Below are 24,632 nucleotides of genomic sequence, written 5' to 3' on the forward strand. Positions count from 1 at the left end.
CCACGGGTTACAGCTGCCGCACACCTGCCATTGGTGCAATGGACAATCGCTGCCAGTCCACGCCTGCACACAGCCAGGCCCACTGCTCAGCGCTCAAGGTCCAGGCGGTATCGCCCACACGCGGCCAGATGAAGTGTCCCTGATGCAGCCGGCGCGCGCACAGCCAGACACCATGACGATCAACGCACAGCACCTTGAGGCGGCTACGCGCGCGATTGACGACGACGTAGGCCTCGCCCTCGGCCACGGGGCGATCCAGCAGTGACTGCATCTGCAGCAACAGCCGATCCATGCCACAGCGCAGATCCACCGGGGCGGTGACAAGATGCCACGCCGACACGCTCAGCATGCACCAAGCTCGCGCAGCAGACGCGCAAGCCAGCCCGGATCACCGGCCGCCACGCTGAGGCTGATGCCACCGGCGAGACGGATCTCCACGCTGGTCGTGGGAACGGCGGGGGTGATGTGCAGCGGTAGTGTGGCTGGAAGTGCTGCAGGAGCTGCAAGTTTGCCGCGCCAGTAGGTGAAGCTGCTCAACGAGACACTGTGCTCGCGGCACCACGCCGATGGCGTGGCGCCGCTGGCGGACCAGGCAGCAATGCGGTGGGACCAATCATCGTGCTTTGAAGACATCAGGGAGATCCGTTGGGAGGAACGCGACATCCCAACGGGCTGCTGGCTGCTTGTATAGGTGAGGTTGGCGGACGCTTACGCCGCACACCTGCCATTGGTGCAATGGACAATCGCTGCCAGTCCACGCCCACGCACAACCAGGCCCATTGCTCAGCGCTCAAGGTCCACGCGGTATCGCCCACACGCGGCCAGATGAAGTGTCCCTGGTGCAGCCGACGCATGCACAGCCAGACGCCGTGACGGTCAACACAGAGCACCTTGAGGCGGCTACGCGCGCGATTGACGACGACATAGGCCTCGCCCTCGGCCACGGGGCGACCCAGCAGTGACTGCATCTGCAGCAACAGCCGGTCCATGCCACAACGCAGATCCACCGGGGCAGTGACAAGATGCCACGTCGACACGCTCAGCATGCACCAAGCTCGCGCAGCAGACGCGCAAGCCAGCCCGGATCACCGGCCGCCACGCTGAGGCTGATGCCACCGGCGAGACGGATCTCCACGCTGGTCGTGGGCACGGCGGGGGTGATGTGCAGCGGTAGCGTGGCCGGAAGTGCTGCAGGCGCTGCAGACGCTGCAAGTTTGCCACGCCAGTAGGTGAAGCTACTCAACGAGACGCCGTGCTCGCGGCACCACGCCGATGGCGTGGCGCCGCTGGCGGACCAGGCAGCAATGCGGTGGGACCAATCATCGTGCTTTGAAGACATCAGGGAGATCCGTTGGGAGGAACGCGACATCCCAACGGGCTGCTGGCTGCTTGTATAGGTGAGGTTGGCGGACGCTTACCCCGGAGCCTGTCGCAGGGAGATACCAACACGCTGATCCCGGCATGGCTGGCTCAGCTGCAGCTTGTTGTCGAAGCCCGCTTGCCCGCGAACGCTTTCTACGTGCTCTCCTCTCCCGACGCAGTTGACACACTAGAGCGCGCCCACCTGGAAGAGGATAATGGCCCGCGTATTACTGAGGACGAAGGGTTCAAGACCGACGCTCGCACCTACAAAGTCCGCCACGTGTTCGCTGCCCGTTGGCTAGATTGGCGCGGAGTCGCAAAAGTACCTCTTACCTAACGGCACGTACCTTCGCATTAGACTCAGGACCAGCCGGCGATGCCCTCAATTAATGCAGGCAAATCGTGAGCAGAATGTATTGTAAGAACGGAAAGGTAGCGACTAGTCGCTACCTGGATTAACGCCCATGCACGAAGTGTGTCATACGCAACTCGTTCGTAGAAATAGACGTTATTTTACTTAGTGGAGGCGGATTTTTATCGAAAATATTTTTGTGCCGCTTATAAGCCCGGCAGTAAAAATTTCTAACCACAAAAGATACGAAGCTAGACGGCCCCACCGGTCCCGAGACGGGAATTCTACAGCCTTCATATTGACCCAAAGTCAAATGCGAAGCCGGATGCGACGAATCCACGTAGTCATCAGGTGCATAGTCGAATCTAATAGGAAATCTAACTAGCCTCTTTGCAACAATGTCCCCATAAAGCTCATCCTCCTCGTAAAGGGCAGGAGCCTCATCGATTGTAGGCATTATTGGATTCGGGAAATAAGCCAACCGGTGCTTGATTAATTTTGGTTCACCATTGAAACGGTACTGAAAAATCAGCAAGCCACCATCTATCATCTTGACGTCATACGCTTCGTTGACGTCCATGTCGCGATATATCTCATCGTAACTTACATCTTTTAAGGCCATTGGGCTGCTTTGAGGTCGCCCGATAGTTACTGACCCTCCCACCCCTTTCTTAACTGTCGGGTGAAATTGCCTCACTGATAAACTCGTTCCAATCAAGCGATTCAGTACATCTTCCACTTGAGCACGAACGGAGTCGGGAGTCATTAGCGCCGCCCAAAGTTTTTAAGAGCTTCCAACTCGATGATAAGTTGATCTGGGTCCACCTCGCCACGCTCAACAGCTTGCAGCAACTGCTCTCTTTGCAGCTTGATATTCCTCCGCCTAGCCTTCGCTCGGCCTCCGAGAGTTTTATTAATCACCCGAAGTTCTTTTTTCTCGACATCAGTAGGGTAGGTGAACCTCAACTTGAATTCGTTGTCATAGAGCTGCTGGAATTCCTTTATCAGCACATCCATGTTGGGGCCATGTCCCAATACCCTTACCCAAGCCTTAGAACGAGTAATAGCTGTGAACAATCTATTGCGCCCCAAGGCTGTAGCCGTTTTGTCCCATCCTGACGCGCAATCTTGCGCGTTCATTATGTAGACCATACCTGCCTCGTTACCCTTAGCCCTGAAGACTCCGGTGAAGGTTACGGACCCCGCCTTACGAAATATGTCAGCCGCCGTACTTACACCAGCCAGCTCGCTGTTGATATTCGTACTAAAGAGCATTTGACGAGGAAGTGCCACCTCGCGCTTAGTAGTCAGAGGATTAGGATTGATTACAACAATGTCATCAGGGCGCAGCTCTTGTTCATACAGATCATTCTTGATGGCTTGCACCAGCCACTCAGCTTGGTCCGCAGGCGAGTCAAACTTGATAACTTGAATCAAGTCCTCAATGGGAGAATGGCTCTCTAAGAAATCTGGGGACGTATGGTTCGTTCTCGCAAGCGAAACCGGCGAACCGGGCTCCAGAGCACCTTCCTCAACCACATAACCGACATCTGTCCAGAGGCTATCCTCATCAAAAATTTGGACCAAGCCTTTCTCACGATAAATCCCAAAACCCAATGCGTGAGCTGTAGCAAGAAGAGGCCTAGAATTTCGATAACATTTCTCAAGGATAATATCCTGCCGGGGCCCGCCGTCTTCCACATTCAAACGAACCATGGGTTTCCCATCTGGTCCATTTCCGAAGAGCTCTTCCGCAGGAGGCATTGATGACCCCGTGAGCGATTGCAACTCGTCATAGGCGCATACAAGCCGATGCGGCGCAGGCAACGACACAAAGCATAGCCGCAGAAACTCTACCGGCAAATCTTGCGCCTCGTCGATCAAGATCATGTCATAGAGATCAACGGGCTGCTTTACAACTGCCAACGCTTCGGCGCATACACCTTGAAATTCTTTTTGTTCGCCGAATTTTATTTTAGCTGTTGCAAAGTCGTAATAGGGCGCTAGATTTGCCCGACAAAACTTGTGGTAAATGCCGTCTCGCTCTCTATCGCCCGGACCGCCCCAGGCGTTGATTATGTCAATGCAATCCCAGTCAGGCTCTGCACCAGTTTGCTCGATCGTAAAGCTATTGATGAGACTTCCTGATTAGCCCCATCCCTCAGCCAAGAAAGTTGCTTGCCATGCGCAAAACTCGCTCTGGGCAAGGCTTGCAGCGCATCAGCGCCGTCGCCAGTCGCGGCAGCATCTGTTCCAGACGAAATCTGCGGTTGAATCGATAAGCTGCTTCGGCCAGGTAGCGCCGCGCATACTTGGCTTGGCGCACCGCATGGTAGGTGCCGCTGATGGCACGTTTGACGTTGGCCAGCACCACATTCAACCAACGTGCTCCCTGGACTGTAAGCGTCCGCCAACCTCACCTATACAAGCAGCCAGCAGCCCGTTGGGATATCGCGTTCTTCCCAACGGATCTCCCCGATGTCTTCAAAGCACGATGATTGGTCCCACCGCATTGCTGCCTGGTCCGCCAGCGGCGCCACGCCATCGGCGTGGTGCCGCGAGCACAGTGTCTCGTTGAGCAGCTTCACCTACTGGCGCGGCAAACTTGCAGCGTCCGCAGCGCCTGCAGCACTTCCAGCCACACTACCGCTGCACATCACCCCCGCCGTTCCCACGACCAGCGTGGAGATCCGTCTCGCCGGTGGCATCAGCCTCAGCGTGGCGGCCGGTGATCCGGGCTGGCTTGCGCGTCTGCTGCGCGAGCTTGGTGCATGCTGAGCGTGTCGGCGTGGCATCTTGTCACCGCCCCGGTGGATCTGCGCTGTGGCATGGACCGGCTGTTGCTGCAGATGCAGTCACTGCTGGATCGCCCCGTGGCCGAGGGCGAGGCCTACGTCGTCGTCAATCGCGCGCGTAGCCGCCTCAAGGTGCTGTGCGTTGATCGTCATGGTGTCTGGCTGTGCGCGCGCCGGCTGCATCAGGGACACTTCATCTGGCCGCGTGTGGGCGATACCGCGTGGACCTTGAGCGCTGAGCAGTGGGCCTGGCTGTGTGCAGGCGTGGACTGGCAGCGATTGTCCATTGCACCAATGGCAGGTGTGCGGCAGCTGTAACCCATGGCATCGTGGCGGACATGGACCTGTCCGCCCTCGATACGATTGATGATCCGCATGCGCTGCGCCAGGCTGCACGCGCCTTGCTTGCGACCGCGCAGACCACCATTGAACGCCAGCAGGCGTTGATCGATACGCGCGAACGCACCATCACCCTGCGCGATGCGCAGATCGCCGCGCTCACCGCCGAGATCGCCCGCCTGCGCCGGCTGCAATTCTCGGCCAAGACCGAGCGCATGGACCCGGACCAGCGCCAGCTGTTCGAAGACACCATGGCCGCCGATATCGCCGCAGTGGAAGCGCAGTTGGCCGCGCTCCAGGCCGAGGGCGAGACCGCAGCGGTGACCCAGAAGCGTCGGCGTGCAGCAAACGCCGGGCGCAAGCCGTTACCCGAGCATCTTGAGCGTGTAGAAACTCGGCACGAGCCGGCCAACTGCAACTGCCCGCAGTGCAACAGCGCGCTGGTGGCCATCGGCGAGCATGTCAGCGAGCGTCTGGCCTGCAAGCCGCTGGAGTTCTACGTCAAGCGCGATGTGTACCCGCAGTATTGCTGCCGTCGCTGTGAGCTGATCGTCGCCGAGCCGGTGGCGGCGGCGATCATCGAGCGCGGCCAGGCCGATGCCAGCCTGCTGGCCCAGGTCGCTGTCGCAAAGTATGTCGATCACTTGCCGCTGTATCGGCAGGAAGCCATTTATGCACGCAGCGGCGTTGCCTTGTCGCGTAGCACGATGGCCGAGTGGATCGGCGCCATCGGCGTGGCGCTGCAACCGTTGGCCGACCGCCTGGCGGTGCGGATGCAGCAGCAATCGGTGCTGCATGCCGATGAAACCCCGGTGCAGCTGCTGGATCCAACAGCAGGCTCCTCCAAGCGTGCGTATCTGTTTGCGTATGCCACCGCCCACCACCCGGGCGCCGATCCACCGATGGTGGTATTCCAGTTCCAGACCAGCCGCAGCGGCCAGCACGCACGCGATTTCCTTGGGAAGTGGCGCGGCGCACTGATGGTGGACGACTACAGCGGCTATAAAGCCAGCTTTGCGCAGGGTGTCACGGAGCTGGGGTGTTGGGCCCACGCCCGGCGCAAGTGGCATGAGCAGCATGCGGCCAGCGGCAGCGCGATTGCGGCTGAAGCGATCGCGCGCATCGGCGTGCTTTACACCATCGAAGCGGCAGCCAGCGCGCTGAAGCCCGATGAGCGTCTGGCTTACCGACAAGAACACGCCGTGCCGGTGCTATCGCGGCTGAACTGCTGGTTGTTGGAGTTGCAGCAGACGGTGATGGGCAACAGCGGCACCGCGCGTGCACTGGCCTATACGCTCAAACGATGGGACGCGCTGACGCGTTATGTCCAGGACGGACGTTACCCGATCGACAACAACCTGATCGAAAACGCGATTCGTCCGGTGGCGCTGGGACGCAAGAATTGGCTGTTTGCCGGCTCAGCGCAGGCGGGCAGGCGCGCGGCGGCGATCATGAGCCTACTGGCCACCGCCAAGGCCAACGGTATCGAACCGCATGCCTGGCTACACGACACCCTGGCACGGCTGCCGACGACCCTGGATCGGGACATCGATCAATTGCTGCCGTTGCGCACGGAGTGAGGCTTCGGGGTAGGTGAGGTTGGCGGACGCTTACGGTTGTCTGTCAGGCGAGCACGCACCGGATTGAGCTCAACGTAGCGATAGCAGCGAAGGACGTAGTCCGCACTGTCCACAAGACATGCTTTGTACCGCCCCTCCCATAGCGTACCAGTGCGCCCGTGGCGGCCATTGAACAATGCGACGTAGTTTCGTCCAAGCCGCTGCATCAATTGCCCGATCCGTCCCGCATCAGGTGGCGTGACTAGCAAGTGCACATGGTTGTCCATCAATACGAAAGCATGCAGCTGACAGCCTGTGGCGTGCAGGGCCTCATGCAGCAGGTGCAGATAGCGCAATCGATCGCCATCATCCAGAAAGCAGGGCAACCGGTTGTTCCCGCGCTGCACGATGTGCTGCGGGATGCCGGGAAGGTCGATGCGTGGAAGTCTGGCCATGGCACAAGACTCGCAGCCACGCCTTGGTGCTGATAGCGAGGAAACTTCTCGAGAGCTGACAAGCTAGCCTGAAATTTGTGTAGGAAGTGAACCTGACCCCGTTAGCTGTCTGAAATTTCTGTAGGAAGTGAATCTGATACCGCTTGCGCCGGTCATCCGTCAAAGACTGATCGGTGGGCCCTGCGGAGCGCCTTGCTGTTGTCCTTGCGCCGCTTCTTGCTGACTTGATTGGGCCTGGGCCTGTTCCTGAGCAATCATGTGGTTGGCGGCGTGTAACTTTGCATCCGACTGTTCCAAAGGTATGTGAATTGCCTGGTCGATCGAGACAGATACGCGCTTATGCACTGGATCGTCGATGCGTCCTTCGATCGCGAAGAGGTTGCCGGTCTTGCCCAGCAATACATGATCCACGCGTTGCAGTGCGTTTGCTGCAAGCGAGGTGTCGTGCGCATCAGGATTGCGTTCGCGATTGTCCTTGCAGGCCGCCAGCAGGCAGCGGCTGACGCGCTCGCTCATGTCGTCATACGGCTTGCCGACGCTCTCATCGATCTTGGCCACGCCCTCGCGGATCTGCTTCAACATGGCGTGATCGGGATGATCCGGATCTTGCGGGCCGGAAGCGTGCGCTCGTGCGGGTCCGCTATTGTCCCGTGCCCCGATGTTTTGCTCAACTTTCTCCCGTGAGGCATCTGCGTTGCCGTGGTGTTGCACACGCGGTGCAGTGACATGGATCGTGTCTAGCGTAGTGATCGGTACGGCGGCAGCTTGGGACGGTGGCTGTGCCGTCACACGCTGACCGGCAGAGACCTGGGCGGCATAGGTTCCTTCAAGCTCCAGCTTCAGATTTCCTTTGGCCTGGCTGACCCAGAGCATTCCGTCGTGCGTCCATTGACCGTCTTTGTTGCGCTCATAGAGATCACCGTCTGAAGCGACAATGCGCCCAGGATGCGTCAGGGCATCCTGCACTGCGGCAGGGAATACCGCGTGACGCGTCCAGCCATTCTGGTCGTAAGCCTCTTTGTACTGCGCAGCCATCGCCGCTGGCGTCTGCATCGCGTTCTGTTGAATGATCTGCTGCGATGCTTCATCGAGTTGTGCTGCACGTTGAGGGCTTGCTGTCTCGGTGTGGGTGCTCATTGTCCGATCGACCAATCCGTCGGCTATCTGGCGCGTCCATTGCTGCGTGCCCGGCTCGTGTACCCAAGGGGCCTCGCGCAGGCTGCGAGTATCACTTGCGTTGGCAGGCAGGGTATAGGGATCTCTATTCTGCGGCGGCGCCCCCAGAGCCAGCTCGATGGACGTACGGGATGCTTTGAAGGTCAGCACATCCGCGACTTCCGGCGTGGCAACTTCCGCCCGCGTCTTGTAGAGCGGTACACCGGCCTCGCCAAAGGCGATGGCGGCTGGATCGACTTCGCCGGTACTGACGTCACGCGCCCACCGCGCTCCAGTTTGATGATTCTCAAGACGCCAGGTGTTGCCTTGCGCGTCCTGTTGATGGGAAATGCGATGGTCGTTGATGGCATCGGCCAGCTTGTCGCCGCCCACCGCGCCAACGATGCCGCCGATCGCTCCCGTGACCAGCAAGCCCGGGCCAGACTCCACGCCTAGCGCCGCACCTACACTTCCGCCAAGCGCGGCCCCGCCGATGGCGCCCAGATTGCGTGTGGCGTAGCGTGTGACCTCTGCTTCGGCTGCCGTGCTGTTGCCCTGCCCGTCCAGCCGCTCGGTGTCTCTAGCCGTAGCGCCCAAGTCGTACACGGCGGCCGCTGCACCCACAACGCCCAGTCCACGGATCGTGCCTGACGCTAGCTTGCGTGAAGCCGCTGCCTCAGCACTGAGCGCTGTCTCCGCGATGCTTGCGGCTTGCACATCAAACCCGGTCGGCGCACTGACCATGCCCGCTGCGGTGAGTTCTGCGGAGGTCCGGAAGTGCGTTTGCTGCAGCTCTAAGCTTCCAGCGAATTCACGCGAAAATGTGACCTTGTCAACTTTTGAGCCGATGCTCTCTGGTGCTACGAAGATGCCCTTTGGGGCAGCCTGGATAAAGTGTGTTTGCACTTCTGGCAGCACAGCGCCCGCGCCACCTTGCGCGTAGAGCGCATGCAACTTCGGAATGGCTTCTCCGCCTAGCGAAGTGACGTTGGGATTAGTCAGTACAGCAGGGACCTCGACCTGGCCGAAGACACGCTCGAGGTTCGCGGCAGAAGCAACAACTTTAATATCACCGCGCAGGGAACTTGCGAATTCGTGCGAGGCTTCGCCCCAGAGGCATTTCGACAAGGACATGGGGCTTTGCGATGGAACCGCCGGGTCGCCAAACAAGAACGACGCAGCAGACTCCCTGGCTATCTTCGGTGGCAAGCCTTGCGACCTGAAAATCTCGGAGGCCTTCTGCTCGACGGCGGATCGGGCTTCCGTGAGGAACTTGGCACGCGGTGTGTCGTTGATGATGGGAAGTCCAGTCCTTTCAGAAAGTTCAACCGCCATAACCTCGGATGAGACATCCCCAACCCAGCGACTGTAAAGAATTCCACCCTGACCAATCGGTTTTGCCGAATACGACCTTGCAATTTCGGATATTTCATCTAGAGAATCTGCTTTCTCTATCAGAGAGATCGAGACAGCGTGGTCGCTCATTTCTGAACTCCGGGCTGTTCATTGCGCATGGTCAATGACCAATTCTCATTGAAAATTACCTTTCCCGTGAAGATTGCACCTCCACTTTCACTAATGATCAGCGGCTTCTTCGTAAAGGAAGTTCCAGCATCTATTAGCTGGATGATGACAACCTTTATGGACTCAATCTCGTCATCGGTGAAGGGGCGAACTGACCAGGCGGTAATTGGCATTCCGACTTGAAGCTCTACCGAAAATCCAAAAGAGACAACCGCTACGTCATAATGGGTTTGGTCTGGAAGCCAATCATTCTTTAGCTCTCCAAAATACTCCGTACCATCAATTTCAATGGCGAAGGTCTCGTGACCAAGCTCGTCAGCGCCCCGGATGCCGCCTGAAAAACGGGCCCTACCTGCTGGCAAATCTATCCATTCAAATGGCGATGACATCTCAATTCCTTTCTTGCTGGATCCAAATGGTATGGCTTATCGAATGGCATGGCTTAATCGAACAGGACGATACGCAAGGTAGTTATGCTACATCGCTGCCAAGGCAACAAGCACGGGTGCGACATCGGCAAGTGCGGCTACTCATTATTGCACCACAAGCGGCATGTCGTTCTTGGTGGCCGCTTACTTGCTGGACGCGCCATCTTGCCTGTTTGCCTCAACCAATAATTGCTCGTACGACTGCACACGCATACGTAGGCGAATGAGATGCCATGACATCGCAAAGGCAAACAGCAGCGAGAAAGCCAGCACACCCTGGACTAGGGTGATCTTGCTCAACACCGTCCAGTCGCCTAGACGCCAGTCTTTCGGTGATTGTCAACATAGTTGTCCGCTATTTCATGCTGCCAACTTCATGTCATCGGGTGCTTTTCTATCGTCGTTATCCGGGTTCAACCAAACCGCGCCGACAGGCGTCCAGTTACGCGTGGCGCGTCCGCGCCAGCGGCTCGGATGACGCATGGCGGCCTCCCGGTACACGTCCGCGCGTGCGGCCAGGATGGCCTGGTCGCGTCGCTCATGGCGCTCGTGCGGTGTCACGAATCGGATGCCACTGTGGCGGTGCTCGCTGTTGTACCAGTCCACGAAGCCCGCCACCCAACTGCGCGCGCAGGTGATGTCGGTAAACGGCCTGCTCGCATACGACGGCGCGTACTTCAGCGTGCGGAACAGCGCCTCTGAATAAGGGTTGTCGTCACTCACCCGTGGACGGCTGAAGGACGGGGTCACATGAAGGCTCTGCAAGGTGGCCAGCATCGTTGCCGCTTTCATCGGGCCGCCATTGTCAGCGTGCAGTACCAGCGTGTCGCGCGCCACCTGCTCTCGCATGCAGGCTTTCCCGATCAGCACCGATGCGTGGATGCCCAGCTCCTCGTGGTGGACCTCCCAACCGACAATCTTGCGACTGTAGACGTCCAGGATCATATACAGCTTGAAGAACTGGCCTTTCACCGTCGAGGGCAGATACGTGATATCCCATAGACTTGGCGAGGGGCATCGGCACGCACCGCCATCGGTTTAGCCACAGTTCGCGGGGCGGCGGCGCGACCACGGCGATTGACTTGCCCACGCGCACGCAGCACGCGATACATGCTTGATTCCGATGCGATGTAAATCCCCTGATCTGCCAGCCGGGGCACGATCTGCGAGGGGGGCAGGCTCTGGTAAGCGGGCTGGTTGGCGATGGCCATGATTCGTTCCTTATCGACGCAGCTCAGCGCATGCGGGCAGTGCTTGGCCGCGCCTTTTCGAGCATCCACCAGCGTGCTGGCACCGCGCCAACGGCGCAGCGTGCGGCAGCTGATGCCCAGCACCTGGCATGCCTTGATCTCGCGGGCACCGGCGGCCACTGCCTCGGCGATCAACGTGACGGCTCTCTGTTTCAACGACGCGGGGATCAGACGTCCTCGTCGGTGCCCCAGAGAGCCTGGGCTTTTTTTGACAGCGTCAGCAGCGCTGCCGCCTCCGCCAGGGCGCGATCCTTGCGCAAAAGCTCCTTCTCAAGCTGCTTGACGCGCTTGCGCATCACCGTGGAAACCGCCCGCTCCGCTGCCGAGGCGCTCGACTGCATGGTCTCAAAGGCCTGCCGCCAGGCAGCGATCTGCTCGGGGTAGATGCCGTTCTCACGGCACCACGCCGAGCACTCGGCCTCGTTCATCGGCATCGTCTGGGCGACGGCTCTCAGTTTGGCTTTCACGTCCCATTTGTTCGGCGAAGTAGCGGTGTCAGGCACGATATATCCTTGGCTGCGGATCTGTTTCTTCCACGCGTACAACGTGGGGGCGCTGATGCCAGTGTGACGGCTCAGGTCAGCAACGCTCTGATTGTTGGGGGGCATCATCCGCCGGACGATCTGGTCTTTGAGTTCGGGGCTGTAGCGGGCCATCGGGCTCTCCATCTGAGGATTCAGGGGAGCGGACAACTATCGTGACATGGGGGGGCACCGTCAATTACGCGATCAACCAGGCGACCGGTCACTTGAGCACGGGCGATACCGAGTACACGCGGGTCAAGTGATCGCTGCGTGCTGGCGCCTGCATTTCAGGCAGGTAATGCCGCCGCGTGTGCCTGCATCCAGCGCCACAAGGTGGTGCGCGAGACGCCGAGTGCCTGTGCGGCGAGGGCGCGATTGCCGTTTGCGCGATCGAGCGCTGCGCGGACTGCTGCTGCAGTGAGGTGCATGCGGGAGGTCGCAAGGTCGGTGTGGTCGGCTGCTGCCGCGCCGTCGCTCATGGGCAGATCGAACAGTTCTGGTGCCCAGCGTTGCAATTGATCCAGGCCCAGGCTGTCGTGCGGTTGCGCTTTCCAATGGATGCACAGGCGCTCGACCAGGTTGCGTAGCTCGCGCACATTACCCGGCCAGGTGTGCCGTTGCAGCCGCTGCAGCGCTGCCGGAGACAATGGCGATGGCAGCGTGCCGAGTTGCTGGAAGTAATGCGCCAGCAGTAGGGCGATCTCTGCGGGGCGGTTGCGCAGCGCCGGTAATGCGATGCGTAGCGCTGCCAAGCGATAAAAAAGGTCGCGGCGGAAGCGCCCTTGCTCGACCAGCACCTGCAGCGGTTGCAGGCTGGCGGCGACCACGCGCACGTCCACCGCTACCGGCAGCGTGGCGCCTACGCGCAATACTTCGCGCTCTTCCAGAACGCGCAGCAGGCGGGTTTGCAGTGGCATCGGCAGTTCGCCGATTTCGTCGAGAAACAGCGTGCCGTCCTGTGCGGCTTCGATCAGGCCGGTGTGGCCACCACGGCGCGCGCCAGTGAAGGCGCCATCGCTGTAGCCGAACAATTCTGCTTCCAGCAACGACTCGCTGATGGCGCCGCAGTTGATGGCAACGAAGCGGCCGCGACGCCGGCTGCCGGCGTGCAGCTGGCGGGCGATCAGTTCCTTGCCGGTGCCGGTCTCGCCGCTGATGAGCACAGTCCCCGAATGGGGGGCATATAACTGCACCAGTTCGCGTGCCTGCCGCATGGGGGCATCTTCGCCAAGCAGGGCGTCGTCGCGGCGCACGCGGCGTGTGCGGCTGCGCGTGGTCAGGCGCTGTGGGCTGGTGGAGGCGCTGCTCAGCGTGATGGCCTGCTCCAAGGCTTCGCGCACCGATGCGGCCGAATACAGCAATACGCCGGGCAGGCCGGCCTGCTCGGCGAAATCGATCGCCATGCCGGTGCCCACGATGACCTGGGTGCCGGCCGTGCGCAGGTCGGCAATGCAGTCGCGCGCGTCTTCGGCAGTGACGAACCGGCGGTGTTCGATGTCCAGGTCGAAACTGGTCTGGAAGGCATGAAACGAAGGTACGTCGCTGGCATGCGTCACCACGCCGATGCGCGGAGCGATACGGCGCGCGCGCGCCAGCGCTTCCATCAGGTCGAAGCCGGTCGCCTGGATCGGTGCCAGCGGCAACGCCAGGCGGCTGCGCAGGTAGGCGGCGTTGGAGCCGCCGGCCACCAGCGCGTCGCAACGCTCGCGGCGCAGGCGCTGGCCAATGACCTCGACGGCTTCGGCAAAGCCCAGGTTGATCTGCTCGATGCGCGCACGCTGGTCGAATTCGGGGATGACATCGGCCAGCAGGCCGGTCAGCCGCGAGACGCTGACGGTCCAGATGGTAGGTGGGGTGGACTCCATGGAGTCGGTCGGTGGAATGCTGTGCATTGGTCAGTCGTGTTTCGTTATTGTTTCATGCTGCAGCAGATGTTTCGTTCATGCAACACTAGTGGCGGGTTGACCACGTAGAATCAATGGCTTGCCGTTGGCATGGCCTTTGCGCATTGTCCCTCCATCTCACCGCAGGAATCGCCATGACGTCTTCGCCTACCGCCACCGCCGGCACGCGCTTTCGCGCAGCACTGGCTGCCGAGTCGCCGCTGCAGGTCATCGGCGCGATCAATGCCAATCATGCGCTGCTGGCGCAGCGTGCCGGCTACCAGACCATCTACCTGTCCGGCGGCGGTGTGGCGGCCGGTTCGCTCGGGTTACCGGACCTGGGCATCAATACGCTGGAAGACGTGCTGATCGACGTGCGCCGCATCACCGACGTCTGTGCGTTGCCGCTGCTGGTAGACGTGGACACCGGCTTCGGGCCGAGCGCGTTCAATATCGAGCGCACCATCAAGTCCCTGATCAAGGCCGGCGCGGCTGGCTGCCATATCGAAGACCAGGTGGGCGCCAAGCGCTGCGGGCACCGGCCGGGCAAGGAAATCGTCAGCCAGGGCGAGATGGTGGATCGGGTCAAGGCAGCGGCCGATGCCAAGACCGATCCAGCGTTCTTTTTGATCGCGCGCACCGATGCGATCCAGATGGAAGGCGTGGAGGCGGCCATCGAACGCGCCATTGCCTGCGTGGAGGCTGGTGCGGACGGCATCTTCGCCGAGGCCGCCTACGATCTGGAGACCTACAGGCGCTTCGTCGATGCGGTGAAAGTGCCGGTGCTGGCCAACATCACCGAGTTCGGCAAGACGCCGTTGTTCACCCGCGACCAGCTCGCGCAGGCCGGCGTGGCGATCCAGCTGTTTCCGTTGTCGGCCTTCCGTGCGGCCAACAAGGCGGCCGAGCAGGTTTACATGGCCATCCGTCGCGATGGGCATCAACAGGCCGTGCTGGACAGCATGCAGACGCGCGAGGAGCTGTACGAGCGCATTGGCTATCACGATTACGAACAGCGGCTGGATGCGCTGTTCGCACGCAAAGGCGCATGATTGCACCTTGCTGCGTCCACGATTCTTTAGCTTTGTCCGTGACTTCGCAACACGCCACCGTTTGGGAGCTCATCGCATGAACGACACCGTCATTCCCGGCTTCAAGCCGAAGAAATCCGTTGCCCTGTCCGGCACGGCCGCCGGCAATACCGCCTTGTGCACCGTGGGTCGCAGCGGCAACGACCTGCACTACCGCGGTTACGACATTCTCGATCTGGCTACCACCAGCGAATTCGAGGAGATCGCCTACCTGCTGGTGCACGGCAAGTTGCCCAACAGCGGCGAGCTACGCGGCTACAAGGCCAAGCTACGCTCGCTGCGGGGCGTGCCGGCGGCGGTGAAGGCGGCGCTGGAGCAGCTGCCGCCGTCAGCGCATCCGATGGATGTGCTGCGGACTGGCGTCTCGGTGCTGGGCTGCCTGCAACCGGAAAAGGACGACCACCATCATCCGGGCGCGCGCGATATCGCCGACAAGCTGATGGCCAGCCTCGGCTCGATGCTGCTGTACTGGTATCACTACAGCCACAACGGCAAGCGCATCGAAGTGGAGACCGACGACGATTCGATCGGTGGGCATTTCCTGCACCTGCTGCATGGGTTCGCGCCCAAGGATTCGTGGGTGCGTGCAATGCACACCAGCCTGATCCTGTATGCCGAGCACGAGTTCAATGCGTCCACGTTTGCCTGCCGCGTGATTGCCGGTACCGGTAGCGACATGTACAGCGCCATCGCTGGTGGCATCGGTGCGCTGCGCGGCCCCAAGCATGGCGGCGCCAATGAAGTGGCGTTTGAAGTGCAGAAGCGCTACGACACGCCCGATGAAGCCGAGGCCGATATCAAGGCGCGGGTGGAGCGCAAGGAAGTGGTGATCGGTTTCGGGCACCCGGTGTACACGGTGTCCGATCCGCGCAACAAGGTCATCAAGGACGTCGCGCGCGAGCTTTCCGACGAGCAGGGCAGCCGCAAGATGTACGACATCGCCGAACGCCTGGAAACGGTGATGTGGGACATCAAGAAGATGTTCCCGAACCTGGATTGGTTCAGTGCGGTGAGCTACCACATGATGGGTGTGCCGACGGCGATGTTCACCCCGCTGTTCGTGCTGGCGCGTACGGCCGGTTGGAGCGCACACATCATCGAGCAGCGCGTGGATGGCAAGATCATTCGGCCGTCCGCCAATTACACCGGCCCGGAAGATCAGGTGTTCGTGCCGTTGGATCAGCGTTCGTGAAAGTCGCTGTTTGCGAGCGGCCCTCATCCGCCCTTCGGGCACCTTCTCCCGCTTTGCGGGAGAAGGGAGGGTGGCGAGCAGCATGGGGTGAGTAGCGAGACCAGCAACAGCAACAGCAACAGACCCCACCCGCTTTGTGATATCGCCAGCCATGAATAGCCAGTACCGCAAGCCCTTGCCAGGCACCTTGTTGGAATACTTCGATGCACGCGCCGCCGTCGATGCGTTGCAGCCCGGCGCGTATGCGGCATTGCCATACACCGCGCGCGTGCACGCGGAAAACCTGGTGCGCCGCGCCGAACCGCAGATGCTGGACGCCTACCTGCGCCAGCTGATCGAGCGTAAGCGCGAGCTGGATTTTCCGTGGTTTCCGGCGCGTGTGGTCTGCCACGACATTCTTGGGCAGACCGCGCTGGTGGACCTGGCAGGCCTGCGCGATGCCATCGCCGAGCAAGGAGGCGACCCGGCCCAGGTCAATCCGGTGGTGCCGGTGCAGCTGATCGTGGACCACTCGTTGGCGGTGGAATACGCAGGGTTCGACAAGCAGGCATTCGCCAAGAACCGCGACGTGGAAGATCGCCGTAATGCCGATCGTTTCCATTTCATCGAATGGACCAAGCGCGCATTCGAGAACATGGAAGTCATTCCGCCGGGCAACGGGATCATGCACCAGATCAATCTGGAGAAGATGTCGCCGGTGATCTACACACTGGACGGCGTGGCATTTCCCGATACCTGCGTGGGCACCGACAGCCACACCCCGCATGTGGATGCCTTGGGTGTGATCGCGGTGGGCGTAGGCGGGCTGGAAGCGGAAAACGTGATGCTGGGGCGCGCCTCGTGGATGCGCCTGCCCGACATCATCGGCGTGGAGTTGACCGGCCGGCCGGCGCCGGGGATCACCGCCACCGATATCGTGCTGGCGTTGACCGAGTTCCTGCGCCAGCAGCGTGTGGTGGGCGCCTACCTGGAGTTCTTCGGTGCCGGCGCCAGTGCGTTGACCATCGGCGACCGCGCCACCATTTCCAACATGACCCCCGAGTTCGGTGCGACGGCGGCAATGTTCTACATCGACCAGCAGACCATCGATTATCTGCGCCTGACTGGTCGCGACGATGCACAGGTGGCATTGGTGGAAACCTACGCACGCCACACCGGCTTGTGGGCGGACGACCTGGTGACGGCACACTACGAGCGCGTGCTGCAGTTCGATCTCTCCAGCGTGGTGCGCAACATGGCTGGCCCGTCCAATCCGCACAAGCGCGTGGCGACCAGTGAGTTGGCGCAACGCGGCATCGCAGGACGCTGGGAAGAGGTGCCGGGTCAGATGCCCGATGGCGCGGTCATCATCGCGGCCATCACCTCCTGCACCAATACCTCCAACCCGCGCAACGTCATCGCCGCCGGCCTGCTGGCGCGCAATGCCAACGCGCGCGGCCTGGGCCGCAAACCGTGGGTCAAGAGTTCGCTGGCGCCGGGGTCCAAGGCCGTGCAGCTGTATCTGGAAGAAGCCGGCCTGTTGGGAGAACTGGAGCAGCTGGGCTTCGGCATCGTGGCCTTCGCCTGCACCACCTGCAACGGCATGAGCGGCGCGCTGGATCCAGCCATCCAGCAGGAGATCATCGAGCGCGATCTGTATGCCACCGCCGTGTTGTCAGGCAACCGCAATTTCGACGGGCGTATCCATCCGTATGCCAAGCAGGCCTTTCTGGCCTCGCCGCCGCTGGTGATTGCCTATGCGATCGCCGGCACGGTGCGCTTCGATATCGAGAAGGACGTGCTGGGTGTCGATGCCGATGGTGTACCGGTCACGCTGAAGGACCTGTGGCCGAGCGATGCGGAGATCGACGCGGTGGTGGCGCGCAGCGTCAAGCCGGAGCATTTCCGCAGCGTGTACGAGCCGATGTTCAAGCGCAGTGTGGGGCAGGGCATGCAGGTCAGCCCGTTGTACGACTGGCGCCCGCAAAGCACCTACATCCGCCGCCCGCCGTATTGGGAGGGCGCGCTGGCCGGTGTACGCACCCTGCGCGGCATGCGGCCGCTGGCGGTGCTGGGCGACAACATCACCACCGATCATCTGTCGCCATCGAGCGCGATTCTGGCCGGCAGTGCGGCCGGCGAGTATCTGGCGCAGATGGGCGTGCCGGAAGAAGATTTCAATTCCTACGCCACCCATCGCGGCGATCATCTCACCGCGCAGCGTGCCACCTTCGCCAACCCCAAGCTTGTCAATGAAATGGCAGTGGTCGATGAGCAGGTCACCGCCGGTTCGCTGACGCGGCTGGAGCCGGACGGTCAGGTGCTGCGCATGTGGGAAGCCATCGAAACCTACATGGCGCGCAAGCAACCGCTCATCATCATTGCCGGTGCCGATTATGGGCAAGGATCCTCGCGCGATTGGGCGGCAAAAGGTGTGCGTCTGGCGGGCGTGGAAGTGATCGTGGCCGAAGGTTTCGAGCGGATTCACCGCACCAACCTGATCGGCATGGGCGTCTTGCCGCTGGAGTTCAACGCCGAAACCAATCGCAAGACGCTGGGTATCGATGGCAGCGAAACCTTCGATGTGGCGGGCGAACGCACGCCGGGTGCCACGCTGACACTGTCGATCCATCGGCGCAACGGCGAGCAGCTGCAGGTGCCGGTGATCTGCCGGCTGGATACTGCCGAGGAAGTCTCGATCTACGAAGCCGGTGGTGTGCTGCAGCGGTTTGCGCAGGATTTTCTGGAAGCGAGCAAGGTGGCCTGAGGCAGGCCCGTCCAGCGGCCCTGCTGCGGCTTGCTGGCGGTGCTTCCAGCAGGCACACTTTGGCAATCTTTGCCATTGGAGAGCGTGGATGGCCACCATGAACATCTCGCTGTCGGACGAGCTCAAGGCATTTGTCGACCAGCAGGTTGTGGAGCATGCCTATGGCTCCAGCAGTGAGTATCTGCGGGAGCTGATCCGCCGGCAGCGCGACGCGCAACAACTGCGCGCCGTGCTGTTGGACGGCGCCAACTCCGGGCCCGCCGTTCCGATGGGCACTGAATTGTTCGACACGCTTCGGGCACGTGCCCACGCGCGTGACGCAAGCAAGTGACGTCGGCGCGTTGGCGCCCGCTGGCCTTGCAGGATGTGAAGGCCGCTGCGGCGTGGTACGGCAGTGCGGCTGGGACGCAGCGCGAACTGGCCTTCATCAAGGCGCTTGAGTCCGCAGTGGCGATGATTGCGCTTCACCCCGACGTTGGATCCAGCCGCTACGCCATGTTGCTGCAGTTACCGGAGATCCGTTCCTGGCCATTGAAGGGATACCCGTATTTGTTGTTCTACACCGCACACGCGGACGATATCGTCATCTGGCGTGTGCTGCAGATGCAGCGCGATATTCCCGCATGGATGATGGATTCCCCCTAGCGGTGACGGTATGCCGTCACCTTGCCGGCGTGGTCACCGATACCGTATCAGCCACTGCTCGTTCTACGACATCACGACGCCATGACCCATCTTCCCCAACTCCGCATCCCTGCCGCCTACCTGCGCGGTGGCACCAGCAAGGGCGTGTTCTTTCGTCTGCAGGATTTGCCCGCAGCGGCGCAGCAGCCCGGTGCTGCACGCGATGCGCTGTTGCTGCGGGTGATCGGCAGCCCCGATCCCTATGGCAAGCAGATCGATGGCATGGGCGGGGCGACGTCGAGCACTAGCAAGAGCGTGATCGTCTCCACCAGTACGCGGCCGGGTCATGATGTGGACTACCTGTTCGGGCAGGTGTCCATCGACAGCGCGTTCGTGGATTGGAGCGGCAACTGCGGCAACCTGTCGGCGGCGGTGGGGCCGTTTGCGATTGCCAATGGCCTGGTCGATGCCGCAACGCTGCCGCGCGATGGCGTGGCAACGGTACGGATCTGGCAGGCCAATATCGGCAAGACCATCGTGGCGCACGTGCCGATGACCGATGGCCAGGTGCAGGAAACCGGTGACTTCGCATTGGATGGGGTGACCTTTGCGGCGGCCGAGGTACAGCTGGAGTTCCTGGACCCGGCCGACGATGCCGAAGGCGAGGGCGGGGCGATGTTTCCCACCGGCAACCTGGTCGACCAGCTGGATATTCCCGGCCTGGGCCGGCTCGATGCAACGCTGATCAACGCCGGCATCCCGACCATCTTCGTCAATGCGCGCGATTTGGGATATACCGGCACCGAGCTGCAGGACGCCATCAATAGCGACCCGCGTGCGCTGAGCCTGTTCGAGACCTTGCGTGCACACGGTGCGGTGCGGATGGGCTTGATCGCGCACCCGGCAGAGGCGGTCACGCGCCAGCACACGCCCAAGGTGGCGTTCGTTGCGCCGCCTGCGGACTACATCGCTTCCAGCGGCAAGGCAGTCAAGGCAGCCGAGATCGATCTGCTGGTGCGAGCGATGTCGATGGGCAAGCTGCATCACGCCATGATGGGGACTGCGGCGGTTGCCATCGGTACCGCGGCGGCAGTGCCGGGCACGCTGGTCAATCTGGCAGCCGGCGGTGTGGCGCGCCCGGCGGTGCGGTTCGGGCATCCATCGGGCACCTTGCGGGTAGGCGCCGAGGCGACACCGGTGGATGGGCAGTGGCAAGTCACCAAGGCGCTGATGAGCCGCAGTGCGCGCGTGCTGATGGAAGGGTGGGTGCGGGTGCCAGGTGGTATCGCCGAGGTCGAGTGATTGGCGCAAGGGGCGTCTTGCCTTCCAGGCAGGTGGCGTGTGTGCGGCATGTAGCGTGCCGGTAGCACTGGGCGCTGCGACCAGTATCTGGGTAGTGAGTCTTGATTGCACGGTGTGATCTGGGGCGGCGGACGCACCTGCGATGCGGTGGGGCGCGCGTCGAGGTGTTCTTGCGAGAAAACCGTCTTGCTGGGACCGCTGGGACTGCTTGTCGCGCTCAGGCGCGCTCCTACCCGGCTGACGGGAGAGGTTTATGGCTGCGTTGCATCAATTAGAGCGCTTCGCCTGGGGGTGTAGACTTTTTTGCACGCGATCTGTTGAAGTTGTGTAAATTGTGTTAATTATGGTGCATTGCGGCATGCAGGCCAGGCAGCCGCCCTGCCACCAGAACTTGGAGTCTTCCCATGTCAGCCAGCCGGTCGCTCAAGATCAGCGCGCTTGCCGTCGCCGTCGCGTCTTTCCTCCCGCTCCACGCTGCTGCGCAGCAGGCTCCCGGCGACGACGGTGTCGTACGTCTGGAGGCGGTCAAGGTCACGGTCGAACGCCGTTCGGAAGATTCCAAGGACGTGCCGGTGTCGGCCAGCGTGCTGCGTCCGGAATTCCTGGATGCCATTGCCACCAGCGGCTCGGACATCCGCGTGCTGGCCGGTAAGGTGCCCAGCCTGAACATCGAATCGTCCAATGGCCGCGTGTTCCCGCGCGTGTACATCCGCGGCTACGGCAACACCGACTTCAATACCTACGCTTCGCAGCCGGTGTCGTTGATCTATGACGACGTAGTGCAGGAAAACGCCTTCCTGAAGGGCTTCCCGATCTTCGACCTGGAAGGCCTGGAAGTGCTGCGTGGCCCGCAGGGTACGCTGTTCGGCCGTAACACGCCGGCCGGCGTGGTCAAGTTCAATTCGGTCAAGCCGACCATCGGCGCCAATGACGGCTACGCCAGCCTGTCCTACGGCACCTACGGCACCATGACCCTGGAAAGCGGCCTGAGCATCGCGATGGGCGACCACTGGGCGGCGCGTCTGTCCGCCCTGGGCCAACGCCGCGACGACTGGGTGGAAAACCGCGACGGCCGCGACCTGGAAGGCTATACCGACTCGGCCGTGCGCCTGCAGTTGCTGTACCAGGCAAGCGATGATTTCAGCGCGCTGTTCAATGCGCATGCCCGGCACCTGGACGGCACCGCGCGGCTGTTCCGCGCCAACATCATCCAGCCCGGCACCAACCAGCTGGTGGATGGCTTCGATGCGGAAAAATCCTTTATCGACGGCGCCAACACACAGGAATTGCAGACCTACGGCGGCAGCGCCAACCTGACCTGGGACCTGGGCGACATCGCGCTGCACTCGATCACCGCCTATGAAGGCATCGGCAAGTACTACAGCCGTGGCGACATCGACGGCGGCTTCGGCGCGGTGTTCGCACCGCCGTCCGGCCCGGGCGCGATTCCGTTCCCGGTGGAAACCGCCGGTGGCATCAAGAGCCTGGACCAGTACAGCCAGGAGCTGCGTGCCGAATCGCAGTACGAAGGCCCGCTCAACTGGCAGGCCGGCCTGTACTACTTCCACGACGATGTGGAAGGCGAGAACTACACCTACAACACCTTCAGCGGCGGGGACCTTGCCAGCTACCAGCTGACCCGCCAGCGCAACACCTCGTGGGCGGCGTTCGGCTCGTTGAATTATGCGGCCACCGACCGCCTGAACCTGCGCGCGGGCATCCGCTACACCTACGACAAGAAGACCTTCGACGTGCTGGCGCTGGATCGGGTCACCCTGGTGGAGCCGTCCAGCGGCGAGACCGACAACTCCAAGGTCACCGGCGACCTGGCGGCCACCTTCGCCCTCAATGAAGACGTCAACGTGTACGCACGTGCCGCACGTGGTTTCCGTGGCGCCAGCTTTGGCGTGCCCTCGGGCACCGCGCCGCTGACCGTGGCCGAGCCGGAGACGGTGGATTCGTTCGAGATCGGCGTCAAGTCCGACCTGTTCGACAACCGTGCACGCCTGAGCTTCGACATCTACGATTTCCGCGTGAAGAACCAGCAGCTCACCGCGGTGGGTGGCGCGTCCAACGACGTGCGCCTGCTCAATGCCGACAAGACCAAGGCGCGCGGTGCCGAATTCGATTTCGAGGCGCTGCTCACCCAGAACCTGCGCGTGACTGCAGGTGGCGCCTACAACTGGACCCGCATCGACGACCCCAGCCTGTCGGTGGGCGTGTGCCGCACCTGCACCGTGACCGATCCGATCAACGCGGCTGGCCGCGCGCTGATCGACGGCAACGCGCTGCCGCAGGCCGCCAAGTGGATGGCCAATGCCACCCTGCGCTACGGCATCCCGATGGGTGACGATGGCGAGCTGTTCTTCTACACCGACTGGTCCTACCGCAGCGAAGTGAACTTTTTCCTGTACGACTCGCGTGAGTTCATCGGCCAGCCGCTGGTCGAGGGCGGCGCCAAGATCGGCTACAACTGGGGCGCCGGTGCGTACGAACTGTCGGCGTTCTGTCGCAACTGCACCAACCAGATCCGCGTGACCGGCGCGATCGACTTCAACAACCTCACCGGCTTCATCAACGACCCGCGCATCGTCGGTGCGCAGTTCCGCGCCAATTTCTGATCGGCGCCGGCGTGTAGCAGCACTCAGCCGCCGGCGATCCTGCCGGCGGTTTTTTTATGGCAGCAGGAGTAGCGACATGCAGTGGATCCGGCAACGCGTATGGGTGATGGTGGCGATGTGGTGCACGTCCACCGCCGCGTGGGCGCAGCGTCCTGCACCGGCCGAACCGCGCGCAGACGTGCCGCTGGCAGCCGAGAAGGTGGTGGTGTCCACCGACATCGGCGACGACATCGACGATGCCTTCGCGTTGGCCCTGTTGCTGCGCAGCCCGCAACTGGATGTGCTGGGGATTGCCTCGGCCTGGGGGGACACCCGCTTGCGTGCGCAGTTGTTGCAGCGTGTATTGCAGCAGGCCGGGCGCGACAAGATTCCGTTGGCGGTGGGGGTGCCCACCACCAGCACGATCGCCTTCAGCCAGGCGCGTTGGGCCGCCAAGGGCCAGCTGCCGGCGGGGTTGCCGGACGCGGCGGCAATGATCCTGCAGCAGGCGGGTCGCCACCCAGGGCAGGTGACCCTGCTGGTGCTGGGTCCGATGACCGATGCCGCGCTGGCGCAGCAACGCGACCCTGCCGGCTTTGCCAAGCTCAAGCGCATCGTGGCGATGGGGGGCTCGGTGCGGGTGGGCTACGGCAAGTCCGCGTATCGCCCGGCCAGCGCGCCGGCTGCCGAGTACAACATCGTGTCCGATGTGGCTGCTGCGCAGCGCGTGTTCGCGGCGGGCGTGCCGATCGTGCTGCTGCCGCTGGATGCCACCCAGATCACGTTGGAAGAACCCGAGCGGATAGCCTTGTTCGCGCACGGCGATGGCCTGACCGACGCGCTGACCCAGCTCTACTACCAGTGGCGCAACACCGACCAGCCCTGGGCCAGCGCCACGCCAACGGTGTTCGACGTGGTGCCGGTCGCCTGGTTGCTGCGCCCCGCACTGTGCCCGACCATCCCGCTGCATCTGGACGTGGATGCGCAAGGATATACCCGCGAAAGTGCGGGCACGCCGAACGTGCAGGTCTGCCTGCGCCTGGACAAGCCGGCGTTGATTGCGTTGTATATGCGACAACTGCTGCGCTGAGATGTCTGCTGCGGCGTGGCCAGGGAAGCGCAGGTGCTGTCGGTACTGCGCCGCTCCGGTGCGGCGGTGTAAACCGCCCCTCATCCGCCCTTCGGGCACCTTCTCCCGTCAACGGGAGAAGGAGAGTCATGCGCTCTCCCGTCAACAGGAGAGGAGAGTCATGCGCTTTGTGGTGGTGCAAGCCTTCGCAACTGACGGAACTCAATTGCACTTGCAGAACCTGCATCCAATAGGCAGCGAAATTGTTTCCACGCGTGCGAGGCAGCATCACGCCGGCGTGCGAGACACAGCGCGGCACTTCTTCTCCCGCGTGCGGGAGAAGGTGCCCGGAGGGCGGATGAGGGGCCGTTGAGGACATTCC

22 protein-coding genes and 3 pseudogenes are annotated in these 24,632 nt (G+C 61.9%); 12 read left to right on the forward strand and 13 right to left on the reverse strand.

Annotated features, from left to right (window positions below; translation table 11 throughout):
• Positions 1-7 precede the first annotated feature (7 nt).
• From tnpB (ACCQ13_RS04465) to tnpA (ACCQ13_RS04480), 4 genes are read right to left on the reverse strand one after another with little or no spacing between them, the layout of a single operon-like run.
• Positions 8-349, reverse strand: a complete 342-nt coding sequence (gene tnpB, locus ACCQ13_RS04465) for an IS66 family insertion sequence element accessory protein TnpB (RefSeq protein ID WP_104605767.1) — start codon at positions 347-349, stop codon at positions 8-10.
• Positions 343-633, reverse strand: coding sequence for an IS66 family insertion sequence element accessory protein TnpA (tnpA, locus tag ACCQ13_RS04470; RefSeq protein ID WP_274392039.1), 291 nt, complete (start codon positions 631-633; stop codon positions 343-345). Before tnpA (ACCQ13_RS04470) ends, tnpB (ACCQ13_RS04465) begins: the two co-directional genes overlap by 7 nt.
• Positions 633-1,046, reverse strand: a complete 414-nt coding sequence (tnpB, locus tag ACCQ13_RS04475) for an IS66 family insertion sequence element accessory protein TnpB (protein ID WP_159406698.1) — start codon at positions 1,044-1,046, stop codon at positions 633-635. The genes tnpA (ACCQ13_RS04470) and tnpB (ACCQ13_RS04475) overlap by 1 nt, the downstream gene beginning before the upstream one ends.
• A complete protein-coding gene (gene tnpA / locus ACCQ13_RS04480) occupies positions 1,040-1,339 on the reverse strand; it encodes an IS66 family insertion sequence element accessory protein TnpA (RefSeq protein WP_159406697.1) in 300 nt (99 codons plus the stop codon). Before tnpA (ACCQ13_RS04480) ends, tnpB (ACCQ13_RS04475) begins: the two co-directional genes overlap by 7 nt.
• 159 nt (positions 1,340-1,498) lie before the next feature.
• Here tnpA (ACCQ13_RS04480) and ACCQ13_RS04485 point away from each other — a divergent pair, with 159 nt between their 5' ends.
• Complete coding sequence (locus ACCQ13_RS04485; protein WP_506185142.1) at positions 1,499-1,699, forward strand: phage major capsid protein; 201 nt, start codon at positions 1,499-1,501, stop codon at positions 1,697-1,699.
• A 118-nt stretch (positions 1,700-1,817) separates the two neighbouring features.
• Here the strand turns inward: ACCQ13_RS04485 and ACCQ13_RS04490 are convergent, their stop codons facing one another.
• The 3 genes and pseudogenes from ACCQ13_RS04490 to ACCQ13_RS04500 form a co-directional block, all read right to left on the reverse strand.
• Complete coding sequence (locus ACCQ13_RS04490) at positions 1,818-2,480, reverse strand: DUF2290 domain-containing protein (protein WP_159406696.1); 663 nt, start codon at positions 2,478-2,480, stop codon at positions 1,818-1,820.
• Positions 2,480-3,604: a DEAD/DEAH box helicase gene (locus ACCQ13_RS04495; RefSeq protein WP_159406695.1), complete on the reverse strand. Its 1,125-nt coding sequence runs from the start codon at positions 3,602-3,604 to the stop codon at positions 2,480-2,482. Before ACCQ13_RS04495 ends, ACCQ13_RS04490 begins: the two co-directional genes overlap by 1 nt.
• 271 nt (positions 3,605-3,875) lie before the next feature.
• Positions 3,876-4,106: pseudogene (locus tag ACCQ13_RS04500) on the reverse strand (transposase); the annotation flags it as partial.
• 86 nt (positions 4,107-4,192) lie between these two features.
• Between ACCQ13_RS04500 and tnpA (ACCQ13_RS04505) the strand changes: the two are divergent.
• From tnpA (ACCQ13_RS04505) to tnpC, 3 genes are read left to right on the forward strand one after another with little or no spacing between them, the layout of a single operon-like run.
• On the forward strand, positions 4,193-4,492 hold the full coding sequence (gene tnpA, locus ACCQ13_RS04505) for an IS66 family insertion sequence element accessory protein TnpA (protein WP_146090374.1): 300 nt from the start codon (positions 4,193-4,195) through the stop codon (positions 4,490-4,492).
• A complete protein-coding gene (gene tnpB / locus ACCQ13_RS04510) occupies positions 4,486-4,827 on the forward strand; it encodes an IS66 family insertion sequence element accessory protein TnpB (RefSeq protein WP_104605767.1) in 342 nt (113 codons plus the stop codon). Before tnpA (ACCQ13_RS04505) ends, tnpB (ACCQ13_RS04510) begins: the two co-directional genes overlap by 7 nt.
• A gap of 20 nt (positions 4,828-4,847) precedes the next feature.
• A complete protein-coding gene (tnpC, locus tag ACCQ13_RS04515) occupies positions 4,848-6,428 on the forward strand; it encodes an IS66 family transposase (RefSeq protein WP_159406550.1) in 1,581 nt (526 codons plus the stop codon).
• A 35-nt stretch (positions 6,429-6,463) separates the two neighbouring features.
• Here the strand turns inward: tnpC and ACCQ13_RS04520 are convergent.
• The 6 genes and pseudogenes from ACCQ13_RS04520 to prpR all read right to left on the reverse strand — a co-directional run.
• Positions 6,464-6,862 (reverse strand): annotated as a pseudogene (locus tag ACCQ13_RS04520) (transposase); the annotation flags it as partial.
• Between the two features lie 159 nt (positions 6,863-7,021).
• Entirely contained in the window at positions 7,022-9,502 is a 2,481-nt protein-coding gene (locus ACCQ13_RS04525) for an XVIPCD domain-containing protein (RefSeq protein ID WP_338063394.1), read from the reverse strand.
• The gene (locus ACCQ13_RS04530; RefSeq protein ID WP_159406701.1) at positions 9,499-9,930 is read right to left on the reverse strand and encodes a hypothetical protein; all 432 of its coding nucleotides are present in this window, start codon (positions 9,928-9,930) and stop codon (positions 9,499-9,501) included. The genes ACCQ13_RS04525 and ACCQ13_RS04530 overlap by 4 nt, the downstream gene beginning before the upstream one ends.
• A gap of 183 nt (positions 9,931-10,113) precedes the next feature.
• Positions 10,114-10,269 (reverse strand): hypothetical protein, encoded by a 156-nt coding sequence (locus ACCQ13_RS04535; RefSeq protein ID WP_274392054.1) that lies wholly within the window; start codon positions 10,267-10,269, stop codon positions 10,114-10,116.
• Positions 10,270-10,329: 60 nt separating this feature from the next.
• Positions 10,330-11,875: pseudogene (locus tag ACCQ13_RS04540) on the reverse strand (IS3 family transposase).
• Between the two features lie 155 nt (positions 11,876-12,030).
• Entirely contained in the window at positions 12,031-13,608 is a 1,578-nt protein-coding gene (prpR, locus tag ACCQ13_RS04545; RefSeq protein ID WP_372372344.1) for a propionate catabolism operon regulatory protein PrpR, read from the reverse strand.
• Between the two features lie 173 nt (positions 13,609-13,781).
• On the opposite strand from prpR, the gene prpB reads away from it, so the two are divergent.
• From prpB to ACCQ13_RS04585, 8 genes are all read left to right on the forward strand, one after another.
• Entirely contained in the window at positions 13,782-14,678 is an 897-nt protein-coding gene (prpB, locus tag ACCQ13_RS04550; protein ID WP_104605162.1) for a methylisocitrate lyase, read from the forward strand.
• A gap of 76 nt (positions 14,679-14,754) precedes the next feature.
• Positions 14,755-15,909, forward strand: a complete 1,155-nt coding sequence (gene prpC / locus ACCQ13_RS04555; protein WP_159406704.1) for a bifunctional 2-methylcitrate synthase/citrate synthase — start codon at positions 14,755-14,757, stop codon at positions 15,907-15,909.
• Positions 15,910-16,060: 151 nt separating this feature from the next.
• Positions 16,061-18,655, forward strand: coding sequence for a Fe/S-dependent 2-methylisocitrate dehydratase AcnD (gene acnD / locus ACCQ13_RS04560; RefSeq protein ID WP_372372345.1), 2,595 nt, complete (start codon positions 16,061-16,063; stop codon positions 18,653-18,655).
• Between the two features lie 88 nt (positions 18,656-18,743).
• A complete protein-coding gene (locus tag ACCQ13_RS04565) occupies positions 18,744-18,986 on the forward strand; it encodes a type II toxin-antitoxin system ParD family antitoxin (RefSeq protein ID WP_104605156.1) in 243 nt (80 codons plus the stop codon).
• Complete coding sequence (locus tag ACCQ13_RS04570; RefSeq protein WP_104605154.1) at positions 18,983-19,300, forward strand: type II toxin-antitoxin system RelE/ParE family toxin; 318 nt, start codon at positions 18,983-18,985, stop codon at positions 19,298-19,300. Before ACCQ13_RS04565 ends, ACCQ13_RS04570 begins: the two co-directional genes overlap by 4 nt.
• An 81-nt stretch (positions 19,301-19,381) precedes the next feature.
• A complete protein-coding gene (prpF, locus tag ACCQ13_RS04575; RefSeq protein ID WP_104605152.1) occupies positions 19,382-20,581 on the forward strand; it encodes a 2-methylaconitate cis-trans isomerase PrpF in 1,200 nt (399 codons plus the stop codon).
• 404 nt (positions 20,582-20,985) lie between these two features.
• Positions 20,986-23,202, forward strand: a complete 2,217-nt coding sequence (locus tag ACCQ13_RS04580; protein ID WP_372372346.1) for a TonB-dependent receptor — start codon at positions 20,986-20,988, stop codon at positions 23,200-23,202.
• A 76-nt stretch (positions 23,203-23,278) separates the two neighbouring features.
• Positions 23,279-24,271, forward strand: a complete 993-nt coding sequence (locus ACCQ13_RS04585; RefSeq protein WP_104605148.1) for a nucleoside hydrolase — start codon at positions 23,279-23,281, stop codon at positions 24,269-24,271.
• Positions 24,272-24,632 lie beyond the last annotated feature (361 nt).

It is taken from the genome of Xanthomonas sp. NCPPB 1638, assembly GCF_041475635.2.
GTDB classification, from domain to species: domain Bacteria; phylum Pseudomonadota; class Gammaproteobacteria; order Xanthomonadales; family Xanthomonadaceae; genus Xanthomonas; species Xanthomonas cucurbitae.

Excerpts from the sequence above, each read along its gene's own strand:
- tnpB (WP_104605767.1), bottom strand. The coding sequence starts at position 349 with ATGCTGAGCGTGTCGGCGTGGCATCTTGTCACCGCCCCGGTGGATCTG.
- tnpA (WP_274392039.1), bottom strand. The coding sequence starts at position 633 with ATGTCTTCAAAGCACGATGATTGGTCCCACCGCATTGCTGCCTGGTCC.
- tnpB (WP_159406698.1), bottom strand. The coding sequence starts at position 1,046 with ATGCTGAGCGTGTCGACGTGGCATCTTGTCACTGCCCCGGTGGATCTG.
- tnpA (WP_159406697.1), bottom strand. The coding sequence starts at position 1,339 with ATGTCTTCAAAGCACGATGATTGGTCCCACCGCATTGCTGCCTGGTCC.
- ACCQ13_RS04490 (WP_159406696.1), bottom strand. The coding sequence starts at position 2,480 with ATGACTCCCGACTCCGTTCGTGCTCAAGTGGAAGATGTACTGAATCGC.
- ACCQ13_RS04495 (WP_159406695.1), bottom strand. The coding sequence starts at position 3,604 with ATGATCTTGATCGACGAGGCGCAAGATTTGCCGGTAGAGTTTCTGCGG.
- tnpA (WP_146090374.1), top strand. The coding sequence starts at position 4,193 with ATGTCTTCAAAGCACGATGATTGGTCCCACCGCATTGCTGCCTGGTCC.
- tnpB (WP_104605767.1), top strand. The coding sequence starts at position 4,486 with ATGCTGAGCGTGTCGGCGTGGCATCTTGTCACCGCCCCGGTGGATCTG.
- tnpC (WP_159406550.1), top strand. The coding sequence starts at position 4,848 with ATGGACCTGTCCGCCCTCGATACGATTGATGATCCGCATGCGCTGCGC.
- ACCQ13_RS04525 (WP_338063394.1), bottom strand. The coding sequence starts at position 9,502 with ATGAGCGACCACGCTGTCTCGATCTCTCTGATAGAGAAAGCAGATTCT.
- ACCQ13_RS04530 (WP_159406701.1), bottom strand. The coding sequence starts at position 9,930 with ATGTCATCGCCATTTGAATGGATAGATTTGCCAGCAGGTAGGGCCCGT.
- prpR (WP_372372344.1), bottom strand. The coding sequence starts at position 13,608 with ATGGAGTCCACCCCACCTACCATCTGGACCGTCAGCGTCTCGCGGCTG.
- prpB (WP_104605162.1), top strand. The coding sequence starts at position 13,782 with ATGACGTCTTCGCCTACCGCCACCGCCGGCACGCGCTTTCGCGCAGCA.
- prpC (WP_159406704.1), top strand. The coding sequence starts at position 14,755 with ATGAACGACACCGTCATTCCCGGCTTCAAGCCGAAGAAATCCGTTGCC.
- acnD (WP_372372345.1), top strand. The coding sequence starts at position 16,061 with ATGAATAGCCAGTACCGCAAGCCCTTGCCAGGCACCTTGTTGGAATAC.
- ACCQ13_RS04565 (WP_104605156.1), top strand. The coding sequence starts at position 18,744 with ATGGCCACCATGAACATCTCGCTGTCGGACGAGCTCAAGGCATTTGTC.
- prpF (WP_104605152.1), top strand. The coding sequence starts at position 19,382 with ATGACCCATCTTCCCCAACTCCGCATCCCTGCCGCCTACCTGCGCGGT.
- ACCQ13_RS04580 (WP_372372346.1), top strand. The coding sequence starts at position 20,986 with ATGTCAGCCAGCCGGTCGCTCAAGATCAGCGCGCTTGCCGTCGCCGTC.
- ACCQ13_RS04585 (WP_104605148.1), top strand. The coding sequence starts at position 23,279 with ATGCAGTGGATCCGGCAACGCGTATGGGTGATGGTGGCGATGTGGTGC.